This window comes from Streptomyces sp. NPDC058470 (genome assembly GCF_042721055.1).
GTDB lineage: Bacteria > Actinomycetota > Actinomycetes > Streptomycetales > Streptomycetaceae > Streptomyces.
Genome location: NZ_JBHXMF010000065.1, coordinates 35,599 through 49,708, shown reverse-complemented (window position 1 = coordinate 49,708; position 14,110 = coordinate 35,599). Strand labels below are relative to the sequence as shown.

General features: G+C 67.4%; 14 protein-coding genes. 9 read left to right on the top strand and 5 right to left on the bottom strand.

The window, feature by feature from the left end; translation table 11 throughout:
- Positions 1–720: 720 nt before the first annotated feature.
- The 6 genes from ACFWP7_RS35300 (at position 721) to ACFWP7_RS35275 (ending at position 5,158) form a co-directional block, all read left to right on the top strand.
- On the top strand, positions 721–1,107 hold the full coding sequence (locus ACFWP7_RS35300; protein WP_384390247.1) for a thymidylate synthase: 387 nt from the start codon (positions 721–723) through the stop codon (positions 1,105–1,107).
- Positions 1,108–1,194: 87 nt separating this feature from the next.
- A complete protein-coding gene (locus ACFWP7_RS35295; RefSeq protein WP_384390244.1) occupies positions 1,195–1,818 on the top strand; it encodes a carbamoyltransferase N-terminal domain-containing protein in 624 nt (207 codons plus the stop codon).
- A complete protein-coding gene (locus ACFWP7_RS35290; RefSeq protein ID WP_384390241.1) occupies positions 1,818–2,144 on the top strand; it encodes a hypothetical protein in 327 nt (108 codons plus the stop codon). Before ACFWP7_RS35295 ends, ACFWP7_RS35290 begins: the two co-directional genes overlap by 1 nt.
- A gap of 854 nt (positions 2,145–2,998) precedes the next feature.
- On the top strand, positions 2,999–3,400 hold the full coding sequence (locus ACFWP7_RS35285; RefSeq protein WP_384390238.1) for a hypothetical protein: 402 nt from the start codon (positions 2,999–3,001) through the stop codon (positions 3,398–3,400).
- Between the two features lie 8 nt (positions 3,401–3,408).
- Positions 3,409–4,695 carry a DUF6545 domain-containing protein gene (locus ACFWP7_RS35280; protein ID WP_384390235.1) on the top strand — a complete coding sequence of 429 codons (1,287 nt, stop codon included), beginning with the start codon at positions 3,409–3,411 and terminating at the stop codon, positions 4,693–4,695.
- 13 nt (positions 4,696–4,708) lie between these two features.
- On the top strand, positions 4,709–5,158 hold the full coding sequence (locus tag ACFWP7_RS35275; protein ID WP_384390233.1) for an NUDIX domain-containing protein: 450 nt from the start codon (positions 4,709–4,711) through the stop codon (positions 5,156–5,158).
- A gap of 26 nt (positions 5,159–5,184) precedes the next feature.
- Here the strand turns inward: ACFWP7_RS35275 and ACFWP7_RS35270 are convergent, their stop codons facing one another.
- Positions 5,185–6,060: a helix-turn-helix domain-containing protein gene (locus ACFWP7_RS35270; protein ID WP_384390230.1), complete on the bottom strand. Its 876-nt coding sequence runs from the start codon at positions 6,058–6,060 to the stop codon at positions 5,185–5,187.
- Between the two features lie 372 nt (positions 6,061–6,432).
- On the opposite strand from ACFWP7_RS35270, the gene ACFWP7_RS35265 reads away from it, so the two are divergent.
- Complete coding sequence (locus ACFWP7_RS35265) at positions 6,433–7,485, top strand: BTAD domain-containing putative transcriptional regulator (protein ID WP_384390227.1); 1,053 nt, start codon at positions 6,433–6,435, stop codon at positions 7,483–7,485.
- An 85-nt stretch (positions 7,486–7,570) separates the two neighbouring features.
- On the opposite strand, the gene ACFWP7_RS35260 is transcribed toward ACFWP7_RS35265, so the two are convergent.
- Positions 7,571–8,320 carry an ABC transporter permease gene (locus ACFWP7_RS35260; RefSeq protein ID WP_384390224.1) on the bottom strand — a complete coding sequence of 250 codons (750 nt, stop codon included), beginning with the start codon at positions 8,318–8,320 and terminating at the stop codon, positions 7,571–7,573.
- 2 nt (positions 8,321–8,322) lie between these two features.
- A complete protein-coding gene (locus tag ACFWP7_RS35255; protein WP_384390221.1) occupies positions 8,323–9,288 on the bottom strand; it encodes an ABC transporter ATP-binding protein in 966 nt (321 codons plus the stop codon).
- Positions 9,289–9,380: 92 nt separating this feature from the next.
- Between ACFWP7_RS35255 and ACFWP7_RS35250 the strand changes: the two genes are divergently transcribed.
- On the top strand, positions 9,381–10,598 hold the full coding sequence (locus ACFWP7_RS35250; RefSeq protein ID WP_384390219.1) for a sensor histidine kinase: 1,218 nt from the start codon (positions 9,381–9,383) through the stop codon (positions 10,596–10,598).
- Positions 10,595–11,251, top strand: coding sequence for a response regulator (locus tag ACFWP7_RS35245; protein ID WP_384390216.1), 657 nt, complete (start codon positions 10,595–10,597; stop codon positions 11,249–11,251). Before ACFWP7_RS35250 ends, ACFWP7_RS35245 begins: the two co-directional genes overlap by 4 nt.
- Before the next feature lie 9 nt (positions 11,252–11,260).
- Here ACFWP7_RS35245 and ACFWP7_RS35240 read toward each other — a convergent pair whose 3' ends face one another.
- Together ACFWP7_RS35240 and ACFWP7_RS35235 are read right to left on the bottom strand one after the other, a co-directional pair.
- Positions 11,261–12,304 (bottom strand): LLM class F420-dependent oxidoreductase, encoded by a 1,044-nt coding sequence (locus ACFWP7_RS35240; protein ID WP_384390213.1) that lies wholly within the window; start codon positions 12,302–12,304, stop codon positions 11,261–11,263.
- Positions 12,305–12,348: 44 nt separating this feature from the next.
- On the bottom strand, positions 12,349–14,025 hold the full coding sequence (locus tag ACFWP7_RS35235) for a class I adenylate-forming enzyme family protein (RefSeq protein WP_384390211.1): 1,677 nt from the start codon (positions 14,023–14,025) through the stop codon (positions 12,349–12,351).
- Positions 14,026–14,110 lie beyond the last annotated feature (85 nt).

Sequence of the window (14,110 nt, the reverse complement as noted above, 5' to 3'; positions counted from 1 at the left end):
GGGTAACGCGCGGCCGTGCGGCCTCCGGCGAATTGTGGATCACCTGTGACAGGCAGGCAGCGGGGGGGGGGGGGGGCGCCGGGGGGCAAGCGTGCAGCGGGCGTGCAGAGCGGTGGACGGGCGGGCGCACGACAACTGGACTGGCGTGCCAGGGGCGATGGGGCTGCTAGGCCGTGCACGCCGGGCTGACGGCAGCAGTGCTGTTGGAGGGTTCCCGTAAATCGAGGAAGCCGCGCCGGCGACTGGTGAAGAATCAGCCAGAGGCATTCCTCGAGGGGCCGGTCGTGAACGTTATGCGCTTCGATGCCGGAGTCGGGGACTTCACCCTCGACGTCCAGGAGGAGAGCGTCCAGCTCCTCAAGGGCATGGGCACGATCTGCTTGCAGTTTGGGTTGGAGATCAAGGCCCCACCCGCCCAGGAGGTCGGCAGGTTCCTTGCCCTTCAAGCCGACCTCTACGGCATTCAGGGGTCGTACCAGCGGACGTTCCTCGGACGGGCGACTGAGATGCTGCCGTTCACGCCGGAGACCGGCATCGAGCGCCGCACCCTGAAGTTCTTGCTCACCGGCGCCCAGCTCCACGCGATCAACGAGGCCCGCGACGGCGATCTCCGCATGGAGCTGGAGACGACAGGGACGCTGCCCCACGCAACCGGCTACCCCGGGAGCACGACGGAACTGCTGCACTTCAGCGTTCCACCTGCGCGCGGGCCGCCTGCACATGTCCACCACCATGCGCGGCCAGGACGTGTGGATCGGCCTGCCGTACGACCTGTTCTTCTTCACCACGCTGCACGAGCTGGTCGCCGGCTGGCTCGAAGCGGAACTGGGCGAGTACCACCACCACGTCAGCTCTCTGCACATCTACGAGCGCGACCTCGACAGGGCCGACGGGCTGACAGACGTCGCGGCGAGCCCGCTGATGCCCGAACTCACCACGCCGTGGGAGGGCTTCGACGAACTACTCGGCCGAGTCGAGGCACGCGCTGAGACCGGGCATCCGGGTTGGGACTCCATGGCCGAGACGATGTGCAGCTATCGGCTGTGGAAGGAGGGGATGCGCGAAGACGTGGCGCGTCGCCGACGCCATCGACGGGCCGCTCGGTGAGGCCCTGACCGCCTGGTACGGCGAACTGACCTGCCGCACCGGAACCTCCGTCGCACAGGCTGCCGCAGGGATGAGGTGACGACCGCGATGGACCACGTGCCCGGCGTCATTCTCGGACTCTGCTCCTACACGCACGACTCCGCCGCCGCGCTCCTGGTGGACGGTGAACTGGTCGGCTTCGTCGAGGAGGAACGCCTCTCCCAGAAGAAGCACACCCACGAGTACCCTCACCACGCCGTCGAGTGGCTGCTGGGCGAGGCCGGCCTCACGCCCGGCGACGTCGACGTCGTCGCGTACAACTTCCAGCCCGTCCGATACCTCGTTGAGGCCCCCGCGGCCCTGTGTCTCGCGCTATCGGGCACGACCCGTGGCCGGGCTCTGCCGCGGGCTGCCGGATTCGCCAAGGTCGCGCTGCGGACCCGGCGCCGGGTCCAGTCCCTCGGTCGGCAGTTCCCCGGCGCGCAGATCTCGCCCGTACTGCATCACCGCGCCCATCAGCTGGCCGCCTTCGCGGCCTCGGGGTGGGACGAGTCCGCCGTGCTGGTCCTCGACAGTCTCGGCGAGCGGCAGACCACGACGATCGCCCACGGCCACCATGCCGGCCGTCCCACCACCCGCGTCCTGGAGGTCATTTACGATCCGGCGTCACTGGGCTACGTGTACGGGGCGAGCACCTGGGCTGGCGCCGGGGAGACGAAGAAGGCACCGTGATGGCGCTCCCCGCCCTCGGCGACGCCACTCGCTTCCGGCAGCTCTTCGCCCGCGCGGTCCGCACCACCGCCACCGGCTTCGCCCTGGACCCGGCCTATTTCCCGCCTCGCGTCCTCACCTCCGGCTACCCGCGGACCTCCCGCCGCTTCGTCGTGGAGACCTGCCCGCCCCGGCGCCCGGACGAGCCGCTCCAGGAGGTCCACCAGGACCTGGCCGCAGCGCTGCAGAAGCGCACCGAACAGGTGATGCTCCACCTGGCGCGGCGCGCCCGCTCTCGCCCACCGGCCCGGCCCCGTCGGCCTTACGCGCCCTCGACACCCAGGTAGTCAGCGTCGTCTCGTTGATTCCGAGATCCTTCGCGACCTGTGGGATCGGCTGCCCGTCTCGGCCACGATCCGCACGGCCCCCGCACAGAACTCCGCGTCGAACTTCCGCCTCTTGCCCGTCATGACCCTCAACTTCCCCTGCAGTCACGGTCTCTACGCTACGAGGGGAAGGTCAGTGATAGATGGACTCGAACGCGTCATCGGTAGGGGTTATTCTGGCCAACCTTGTTGTTGGAACGTGTGCCAGCACGTAGGTGTGATTGAGTCAGTTGTGATCATGGATCTAACTATTGATGGGCTTTGCAGCCAAGTGGCTGACTGGTAGGCGGGGGACGAGGCGTGAATGCTGCACGAGCGCATCTTGCATCATTGCACTCAAGGATGATTCCTGTGGGGAATCTTAGAAGCACCTGTGCCGGACGGCGGGAAGTGCTGCCCAGGAAACCCTAGATCGCCGCGCTTGCCATTCATGTTTCTCACGAGAGTGTCCGTTGGGTTGACTGTTGGAGATTCTGGCGCCTTGCTGCGGCATTGCCTGGCGCGATATCGGGCTTGAAGACTTTTGGTGCGCTGCCGTTGATCGTTATTTGGGTAGGATAACGGCTATACGCTCTGCTCCTCTTCGCGCCTGAGGACGAGGACGAGCGTGCGTGATGACGCAGAAGAGGCGACACCCGGGCTCAGGCGCCATGAACGGTGCCATCGACCAGTTGCGAGTCCGGCGCAGGCGACGCCTTTTGCGGGATGAGACCGAGCGACTAGTGGCCTCCATGCCGATCCCACGGCCTTTCGATCTGGATCGCTTTGTTGCAAATATCGAGCAGGCCCGCGGCCGACGTATCGTCTTGAAGCCGATGCCAGTCCACCTTGCTAGCCTAACCGGCTTCTGCGGTCTCTGGATCAAACACGACGTCCGGCCTCTCGACCTGATCCTTCACCTCGAGGGCGGTTCGCCCTCGCACGAGCGGCAGATCAAAGTGCACGAGCTCGTCCACCTCTGGGCAGAGGACTCCACTGGCGTCATCGGCACCGACGAGGTCCTGCGAGACCTCACACCGGCACGAGTCGAGCAACTGGTAGCTGCCGGGCAGTCCGCCGGACGGCGCCGCTACGACACCGCCATCGAGCAGCGCACCGAGGACGCAGCCACCCTGATCAGCCAGTTGGCCACCAGCTCCAGCCTCATCGAAGACCCCGTAGCCCGACGCCTCGCCGAAGACTTCGGCTACCCGTTCAGTAGCGACACCGCTCTGTAAGGAAGCACATGACTGTGACCGACGCGTTCGCTTACGCGATCGCAGGCCTTCTGATCATCCAGGCCCTCCTGAGGGCCAAGTCTGCCTTGATTGGGCGCCGTCGCGAGCGCTCACTGTGGGGCGCTTTCTCCGCGCTTGCGGTGAGCTGGTTGTGCCGGACATCGATGGTCAACGATCTCCTGGACGCTACGGGCATCCCGGATCTCGGCTTCCTTGTCAAGCACGCCACGGCGATCGTCGGAATCTGCGTGTTGCTCCGCTATGTCACCGCGGTCTACGCGGACGCGGACGCCGACGTGCGACGCAGTGCGCGCATATCCGCCGGCGTCCACCGGATCGCTGCGCGCGCGTCGGTCGGCACGATCGCCGTCATGGCGGCCGCCTTCTTCTTCCTGCTGAACCCGCCGGACACCAATACGCTGTTCTTCCTGGAGCGCCACGAGGGAGACCTGGGTCTGCCGATCTACATGGGCCTGTTCTACCTCTACATGGGTGCGGCTGCCGCGGTCTGCGCCGTCCAGTGGGGCGGCGCAGCCCGAGCGACCCCGGTTCGCTCGATCCGTATCGGGATGCTCCTTATGTCTTGGGCGATGGCCCTGGCTGTGCTGTACGTGCTGCTGCGCACCGCTTTCGTGGTGGTGATCACTGTTACGACGGTGTCCGACAGCGTCAATCAGGCCCAGGAGACACTCGCCGACTCCCTGCTCTACCTGTTCTCACTGCTCTGGGGGATCGGCGCCATAGCACCCGTCAGCCGAGCGGGCGCAAGGCGGTACCGGGCGGCCCGTAGTCTCCTCTCGTTGCACTGGTTCTGGAGGGAGTTGGCTATGGCCGCACCTGACGTTGTCCGCTACAGGCCCAGCCATCTCTTCGCGCGTATGCCGTTCGTCGGCCAGACCCTCGATGCTTTTTGTGACGTGTTTGCGAGCCCTGACGCTTCCCTACTCGTGCGCCTCACTCGCTACACGGTCGACATCCGCGACGTGATCTTCGAACTGCGGCGACGGGCCCCAGCAGACCTTGTCGAGCGGGCCCGCGACCATGCGCAGAGTATGCAGGATGGCCTCCACGGCAGCGAGATCCAGGCCGAGGCACTGTGGATCCGCTCTGCCCTGCTGTGCGAAGGGCCTGCGATTCCTGGCAAGTCGGCCACTCTGGCACCGTACCCTTTCGACCCAGGTACCGATCCACGGCACGAAGTGCCGCACCTGCTGGCTGTGGCCACCGCGTACAGCCGCATCCGCAACTCGGACGCCCGCGCCCTGCTGTCGAGGACCACCGCCAACTACGCCTGATCTGGAGCAACTGATGAACGTCAGCCCCGCTCGGCCGACCATGTCGGCTGCGGCCGTCCTGGCCAATGGCGATGGTGAGTACCTCATAGTCAAGCCCGGATACAAGAACGGCTGGAATCTGCCAGGCGGCAGAGTCGATGAGGGCGAGACGCCCCGACAGGCATGTTGGCGTGAGCTCAAGGAGGAACTCGGTATCGACCAGACACCTGGGCGACTCCTTCTGTCCGCCTATGCGCGCACCTCGGACGGCGCGCACATCTACTGGGTGTTCGACGGCGGAACGCTCACCACTGAGCAGCAGCAGGCGATCGTGCTGCAGGAAAGCGAGCTCACAGCCTTCCGCTTCAGCGCACCCGGCGGGATCTCCCCAGACGAGATCCCGCCGTCACGCAGGCCCCTATGGGACGCGGCGCTCGGTGCGCTCACCGACGGCAGTACCGTCCACCTGGAGGTCGTGGGCTAGGAGATACCGACGGCGTGGGGCGATTGCTACGTCGGCATGTCGTCCGCATCAGAGCCGAGGATCTCCGCCATGGTGTCGCTGATGAAGTCCCGAAGTTGATCCCGCACTTCCTGCGAAGTCTTTTGCTCACCGCCACGTGCGGCCATGACCGTGAACTGGCTGCGCACGGCGTGCGTCGAGACGACCAAGCGGCCGATCTCCGGATCGCTGTTGCGGAAGAACACCGGAGGGACGTTGAAAGCCAAGGCCAGGGCTTCAAGAACGTCGTCCGGGGCGGTGGGCAGTCCACCCATGCGCAAGTCCCTTACCAGCTCTTCCGTCAGGAGAGACCGGCCACTCTTGCGATTGCCAGATGAGGCGAGGTCCGCGTCCGAGGGCAGAGCCTCGTCGTAGACCTTTGTCTGCAAGTACTTGATCTTCCCGGCGATAGTCCTGACGACCTGTGGCGATGACGTCGCCTTCTCTGGCTTTATGGCTGGCACTTCGTGACCGAACGATCGCCGCTGTGCGGCCAGCAGTTCTGCACGGGTGACGTTGTAGGCGGCAGCCAGCGCCGTCACCGCCTCATCAGACAGTGTTCGCTTCCCCTGCTCGGCTGCGCGGATCGGCATCGGCGACGCAGTATTGGTGTAGCGCGTGGTGTCCGACTGCCTCATGCCGACGTCGCAGCGCAGATCGGCGAGGTTCGGCGGCCTCAACCGCGGAAAGAGCTCATCGAGTTCTGCCCCGACCATCGCGGCGATCGCAGGTAGGCGTTCCTGCGGCGGCGTGGCCACCTGGTTCTCCCAGCGGTAGACGGCGTTCGTCTTGACGTTCAAGCCTGCGGCCAGGTCGGCCTGCGACAGACCCTTGGCCAGGCGGCGATCGCGCAGCTTTCTGCCGTCGAAGACGCGGTCGGGCATATAGGTACTCCATAGGGTTCACGTAGGCGCCCTGGCCACTTGATCGAATCACTAGAAGGCGATAGCTTCACCTTTCAGTGATTGGTGGGGCGGCTGGCCTGCGGGCTCAACTGCCCAATTCAGTCACTGTAGAGCGACTGGCTTCTCGCAGGGAAGCGGGCAGGGCCGCAGAGCTGCAAGGTCGTGTGACGGCCGGGGCCCGACATACGCCGTGTCGAAGGGTGTGCCGACGGCACCGGTGTCGCCACCTATGCGCGAGAGGCATCACCAGCATGGGTCGTCTCAACCACGGCCGGGACCGCACCAGGGGTCCACAAATGACAGGACAACCCAGCGGCCCTGTATGTCTGAAACGGACGCAACGAGGAGCACATGAAGAACAGTAGTTCCACGATGTTAGATCAGTCGTCGGTGGCCGACATCGTGCGCACTGCGCGGACGAGACGCGGGGTGAGCCAACGAGACCTCGCGGAGAGATCCGGGATCGGTCTGCGCACCCTCCGGGAGATCGAGGGGGGCAGGGTCCGGCACCCGAGATCCGGATCGCTGCGTAGACTCGCCAGCGCCTTGCAGGAGCCGGAGTTGCTCGCGCGGGTGGGCGAGGCGCAGCACGGCGAATCCGCCCCCTCATATGAGGGTGAGCCGCTGGTCCTGCGGATCTTGGGCCGCCTCTCGGCGTCACGCGGTGAGGCCGAGTTGGCCACCGGAACCCCGAAGCAGCAGTGCCTGCTCGGCCTGATGGCTCTCCAGCCCAACGAGGTCGTTGAGCGCGACGAGATCATCGACGTTCTGTGGGGGGACCAGCTTCCGGACTCATTCGGGCAGCTGATCCATACCTACGTCTCGCGCATTCGGCGGATGCTGGAGACGCACCACCTCCCAGGCACTGCCCGGACGACGATCGTACGGTGTGGCGGCGGCTACGAACTTCGGATCGATGACGAGAGCCGTCTCGACACCCTGGAGTTCGACCGCCTCATACGTACCGCCGAGCGTGCGCGGGCCCACCGAGATCCCGTGGCCGAGCAGGGCCTTCTCGGTGACTCGCTCCGGCTCTGGCGGGGGAGGCTACTGGAGGGCATGCCCGCGCTTCAGCAGCACCCGGTCGCAGTGGAGCGGTCACGCCGCCGAGTCAGGACCGCGCTTCGGCTTAGCGATCTCGCATTGTCGGACGGGCAGTACGAGGAGGTGCTGGTCCGGCTGGGCCCGATCGCACGTCATGAGCCGCTGCACGAGGGGCTGCACGCCCGCTGGATCAGCGCACTGGCGGGATCGGGGCGTCGGGCCGAGGCGCTGGAAGTGTTTGTCTCCGTCGACCGCCGGCTGCGCGAGGCGAGCGGTGTCGGTCCTGGTGAGGAACTGCGCAGTGCGCAGATGGCCGTACTGCGGGAGGACGCGGCCGTCAGCGCACCGGCCGTGCGCTGACCAACCTGACGGATGGTGGTTTCCGCCGTCCCCTCACTCCCTGTCAGGTGGCGCGCAGCGACGCAGCTCTGTTACCTGTCCCCGCTCACGCGTCGCGGTTGCGCAGGACGAGCCAGCCTCCGAACGCCGCCACCGCGGCCCACACTGCCATGATCAGCAATCCGGTCATCGGGCTGTACGGAGCCGCGGCGTCGAGGTGGGTCCGCAGGGCGTACTGGCCCGCGCGGTCCGGCAGGTACCAGGCCAGGTCGCGCAGTACCGGGATCTCGGCGAGGACAGGGGACACGAGGAAGAGGAACGGGACCAGGAGACCCATGGAGAGCATCAGGCTGCGCAGCATCGCGGTGATACCAATACACATGACGGCCAGTACGGGAAAGTACAGCGCGCCGGCCACGATCGCGCGGACGGTGCCCTCGTCCCCGAACGCAGCACCGTTCTCGGCGAGCAGCGTCTGCGAGGCGAAGAACGTGCCGACGGAGGCCACGGCACCCGCCATCAGGGACAGGGCCGCCCCGGTTGTCAGCTTGGCGCCGTAGAAGAGTCCGCGCCGGGGCACGGTGGCCAGGGAGGTGTGGATCGAACCAGTGCTGTACTCGTTCCCGACGACTAGGACCGCGAAGGCGATCACCATGACATGGGCGAAGAAGATGCCGTAGTAGCCGAGCTGCACCGGGTCGAAATCCGTTGCGTCGGCCTCGCCGGAACCGACCGAGCCGGAAACGCCGGCGCCGATCCCGATGAGCAGGAGAGCGGCTAGGGGCAGCGCCCAGACGACCGAACGAACCGAGCGGATCTTCGTCCACTCCGAGTAGAGAACCGCGTTGACAGACATCTTTAGGCCACCTCTCCCAGGGGTCGTGCCACGTATTCCACAGCGCCGGAGGTCATCCGCATGAAAGCGTCTTCCAGTGAATCCTCGACCTGGGACAACGCCAGCACGGGGGTACCCTCGTGAGCCGCGATCCGGCCGATCTCCTCCAGGCCAGCGCCATACACCTCAAGGCTGCTGTCGTCGGCGGCCTCCACCCGCAGCCCCTTGCGATCGAGGGCTCTCTGCAACCGCAGTGGTTCAGTGGACCGGACTTGAACCCGGCTACGGCCGTGCTCCTCGGCGAACTCGACCATGGACACGTCGGCCAGCAGACTGCCCTTGCCGATGACGACCAGCCGGTCGGCCAGCAGTGCGATCTCCGTCATCAGATGACTGGAGATGAGCACTGCCCGGCCCTGGTTGGCGAGGTCCTTCAGGAACTTACGCAACCACCGGATGCCCTCGGGATCTAGGCCGTTGACAGGCTCGTCGAGGATCAGCACCCGCGGGTCGCCGAGGAGTGCCGCGGCGATGCCCAGGCGCTGGCGCATGCCGAGCGAGAACCCGCCGATGCGCCGCTTGGCGGCGGTGGCCAGTCCGACCTGCTCCAGCACCTCGTCGGTGCGGGAGTCCGCGATGCGGTTGGCTCGGGCGATGCACAGCAGGTGGTCGCGAGCGGTACGGCCGGGGTGTGCCGCACCAGCGTCCAGGAGGGCGCCGACGTGCCGCAGCGGTTCACCCAGTTCGGAATAGGGCCGCCCGGAGATCAGGGCCCTTCCTTCCGCCGGGCGGTCAAGGCCAAGGATCATCCGCATGGTGGTCGACTTGCCGGCTCCGTTCGGGCCGAGGAAGCCGGTGACCGTACCGGCCCGCACCTGGAAGGTGAGCCCGCTCACTACGGTCTTGTCACCGTATGTCTTGGTGAGGCCCTGGACATCGATGGCGGGTGCGTCGTCCGTACCATGTGAGAATTCTCTGTCGCTGTTCATGTCCCTGAGTTAACCGTTCCGCTGGTCACCGCGGATCCCCCGATGGCGGGAATGTCGTCCCTCCCGGGAGGGAGACCACGAAGGATGACGTCATGCAGGTGAAGGTCCTTGCTGCTCTGACGCTGGGCGCCACATACGCGCGCGTATTGCACTTGCTCATCAGCGCCGCCGTTGGGCCGGTGTGTGTCCTGATCTACCCGGGCTTCTCCGAGTCGCTGCCACGGGACCTGACAGCGTCGGTCGTGGTGCCAGTGCCTTTGCTGCTGCTTCTGGGCATGGTGCCAGCCATGCGGCACGCGGAGGGTGTGCAGGCCCGCCTGCTGCTGGTTCCGCCGGACGGGGAGGCGATCGGGCTCGCCCCGGCGAAGGGCCTGCTGGCACGCCTGCGCACCAGCGTCTGGCTCGTCACACGCGTGTGGTGGGGGCTGCTCGTGGCGAGCGTCGTAGCTCAACTGCTATCGGTCACGGGGACCCTGGCGACTCTCCCGGCTGCCGAACGCACTGTCACGGTGCTCGGCATCGAGATCCGGGGCGGTCAGGAACGCATCTGGATCCTGGTATTCGTACCGGTGTTGCTGCTGCTCACCGCTGCGGTTGTCGTCGGCGCGGGGCATGTGCAACTCGTCTTCGCGAAGTGGTTGTTGGGGCCGTCCACGGCCGAGCGGCTCGCCGATGCCGAGCGCCGGGCGGACGAGTTGCTGGCGCGCAATCGGCTTGCGGGGGAACTGCACGACTCGATCGGGCACGCCCTCACCGCGACCGTTCTGCAGGCCGGTGCTGCCCGCGAACTCATCGACGTCGACCGCGACTTCGTGGTCCGCGCCCTGACCTCCATCGAGGAGACCGGACGGCGCGCGATGGACGACCTGGAACGCACCTTGGTATACCTCAAGAAGGCGGAACAGCTGTCGACCCGCCGGGCCCGGCCAACGCTCGCGGATATCGGGCAGTTGCTGGAGGCCAGCCGGGCTTCCGGGGCCGTTGTCAGATCCCGCACGGCGGGTGATTTCGCGGCCGTCCCGGGGGTGATCTCCCGAGAGACGTACCGCATCCTTCAGGAGGCGCTCACCAACGCGATGAAGCACGCGCCCGGTTCATCCGTGGACGTCGTCCTAGACCTCACGGACGAGCGGATAGAGCTATCGGTGACCAACCTGGTTGTGGAGGGCACCCGGCAGTCGCGCGGCACGGGCAAAGGCCTGCGGAGCATGCGTGAGAGAGCCGCGCTGCTGGGCGGCCGGGCCACGGCCGGATCCGAGTCAGGGCGCTGGATTGTCAGCGCGCACCTACCCCTACGGTTGGAGTCATGACGCAGACCATCTCTGTCCTCTTGGTTGACGACGAGGAACTCGTCCGGGCCGGCATGTCCGCCATCCTCGGCAGCAGCCCCGACATCACCGTGGTCGGTGAGGCGTCGGACGGCTCCGAGGTCGTTCCGCTAGCGCGCCGACTGCGTCCGGACGTGATTGTCATGGACGTCCGCATGCCCCAGGTTGACGGCATCACCGCGACCCGCGAACTGCTGGCCGCCATGCCGGAACCTCCCCGGGTCCTGGTGATCACCACCTTCGAGCATGACGAGTACGTGTACGAGGCCCTCAAAGAAGGGGCGTCGGGTTTCCTCCTCAAGCGCTCCCGGCCGGCTGAGATCGTCCAGGCTGTGCGCACCGTGGCCGCCGGGGACTCGGTGCTCTTCCCCGCCGCCCTGCGCACAATGGTGTCGGGGCGCCCCAAGCCGGGCTCCCGCGGCGCGTTGGCCCGTGCCCAGCTCACCGAGAGGGAAGCGGAGGTGCTGCGCCTGATGGCGCAGGGAATGTCCAACGGGGAGATTGCGGCGGCGTTGTTCCTGGGGGTGCAGACCGTCAAGACCCACGTGAGTAGCACCCTGGCCAAGCTGGGGGCTCGTGACCGTACGCAGGCGGTGGTGATCGCGTACGAGTCGGGGTTCATCGAGGTTGGCTGAGGCCGGCACTCAGCTGATGAAGTTCTTCAACCGGGCGACGACTGCCGTCTCGCTCTCCCCGTTCTGAGGCACGGGGACGACCTGGAGGTGGCTTACCCCCGCCTCACGATAGGCGTCCAGCCGGTCCCTGACATAGCTCTCCGTGCCGCAGAGCGTGGTGGCCTCCAAGAGCGTTGCCGGGACGGCTGCTGCTGCCCCGGCCTTGTCACCCGCCAGAAACAGCCGCTGGATCGCCTCGGCCTCCTTGGCGTAGCCGTACCGGCTGACCAGGTCGTAGTAGTAGTTGTGGCCGGGCGCGCCCATGCCTCCGATGAACAGGGCGAGCTGACTTCGAGCCAGTTCGCGTGCGCGGGCGGCGTCCGGGCCGATGGCCAGCAGCCCGCCGGCCGAGATCTGCAGGGGACTCAGCTGCGGGTCGCGGGCGGCGGTGCCGGCACGCAGCGCCGCCCCCCAGACGCGGTCGCACCATTCGGGGACGAAGAACATCGGCAGCCAGCCGTCGGCGGTCTCGGCAACCATGCGGACGTTCTTCGGGCCCATGGCGGCGACCCACACCGGAACCGCGGGGCGGACTGGCGGCGTAAGCAGTTTCATGGGGATGCCGAGGCCGCTGCCGCACCCTTTGGGCAGCGGCGTCCGCACGGCACGGCCGCTGTAGTTCACGGGCCTGTCGTGCGCCCAGAACGCCCGCATGATCTCGATCGTCTCGCGGGTGCGGGTGACCGGGGCGGAGAATGGCACCCCGTGGAGGCCCTCGACGACTTGCGGGCCCGAGGAGCCCAGTCCCAGTTGGCAGCGTCCGCCCGACAGTGCGTCGATGCCGGCGGCGGTCATGGCGAGCAGCGCGGGGGTACGGCTGTAGATTGACAAGATGCCGGAGCCGATCTCGATCCGCTCGGTGCGGGCGGCGAGGAAGCCCATGAAGCTAGGTGCGTCGTAACCGTACGCCTCGGGTACCCAGATGAGGTCGAGTCCCGCGCTTTCGAGCTCGCTGACCTGTGCGGCCGAGCCGACGATGTCTCTGTCGTACCTGAGCTGCATGGAGATCTTCATGGTGGACTCCGATCCGGGTAGGGACGACGTGGTCGGTGCTGGGGTCAGTGGCCCGAGGCCGGGGTGTCGAGGCGGGTGAGGGCCGCCTCGGTGATGAGGTCGCGCACCCGGAACCTCTGGATCTTCCCGGAGGCGGTGAGGGGCAGTGTTTCGGCGACGAACCACTGCGTAGGGATCTTGTGGGGGGAGAGCTGCTCCCGGCAGCGCTCCAGGAGGAGCACCGGGTCCGGACCCGCGGGGTGTTCGGAGGAGGGCAGCAGGACGGCGGCGACGACCTCGCCCCACAGGTCGTCAGGGACGCCCACCACGACTGCGTCGCGGACACCCGGCAGTGTGCTGAGGAAGGACTCGATCGGGCCCGGGGCGATGTTCTCCCCGCCCCGGATGACGATGTCGCTGAGCCGGCCCTCGATGCGAATGGCCCCCGTCGCGTCCATCGACCCCAGGTCGCCGGTGCGGACCCAGCCGTCCGGGTCCACCTTCCGTGCGAGGGCCTCGGGGTCGCCGTAGTAGGAGAGCAGTTGCTGGTAGCCCCGGGCGCAGATCTCGCCGGGGACGCCGAGCGGTTGCACGCGTCCCGTGTCCGGGTCGACGATTTTGCAGTCCACGTGGGGAAGCGGCCGTCCGACGGTGCTGGTCTTCGTCTCGGCCGTGTCGTCGGGTCGGGTCAGGGTGACCACGGAGGCGAGTTCCGTCTGCCCGTAGAGGTTGAAGACGGTGGTCGCGAAGAGTTCCTCGGTCTCCGTGATGAGCTGTGTGCGGACCGGGGCGGCGCCGGTGAGGACCGCGGACAGTCGGGCTGGCGCGTCGGTGGCGGCCCGCGCCACGTTGTTGAGTGCGGCCAGTACGGTCGGCACGCTCGTCAGCACCGCGCCAGGGGAACGGCGCAGCACCTCGAAGAGGACCTTGGGATCGAAGCGCTCCAGCAGCGTGAAGGTGCCCTTGCTCCACAGCGGGCCCAGGCAGGAGATGACGGCTCCGGCGGTGTGGAACATCGGCAGCGGCGAGACCACGGTCACGCCCTCCCTGACTCCGAGGCCCTCGAAGGTCAGCCGGGCGACGTTGACGACGGACCGGTGGGACAGCAGAACGGCCTTGGGAGCGCCGGTGGTGCCCGAGGTGAACTGGATCTGGGCGGGCACGTCGGCCTCGGCGATCTTCTCCTGGGAGGGCAGCGGTGCACTCCCGCGCAGCGACTCCGGATCGCCCAGCGAGAGGACGTGCCCCAGCCCGGGCAGGTCCGCCGCGACGGTGCGGGCCACCTTGGCCATGTCGTAGTCGCGGTTGCGGTCGGCATGGATGAGCAGCTGCGCCTCGGACGTGCGCAGGGCGTGTGCCAGCTCCTCGGCGCGCAGCGCCGGGTTGAGCGTCACCAGGGTCAACCCGGCCAGCGCCGCCGCATACTCGATCATCGGCCACTCCGCCACGTTCGGCGCCCACAGGGCGACCCGTGCGCCGAGGCCGACGCGCTCGCGCATACCGGCGGCGAAGCTCTCCGCCTCGGCGAGGAGCTGGGCGTAGGTCCAGCGGCGAGGCGCCGAACCGTCGTCCGCGATCGCCTCCAGGGCGATGGTGTCGGGACGCTCTCCGGCGACCGCCCGCAGCAGGGAGCCGACGGTGTGGGGGGAGAGCGCAAAAGTGGCGTCCGAGAGCCGGATCGACTCCGTGAGTGCGCGGTCGGCCGTGGTTCCTTCGGCGGACGGTGCGGTGACGGTGCGCATGGTGACTCTCCTCGACGGTGTGGGGCGGGCACTGTCCGGTGCTGTGCAGAGCCAAGCCGGAGCGCCGCTTCGCCGGATCCCCCAG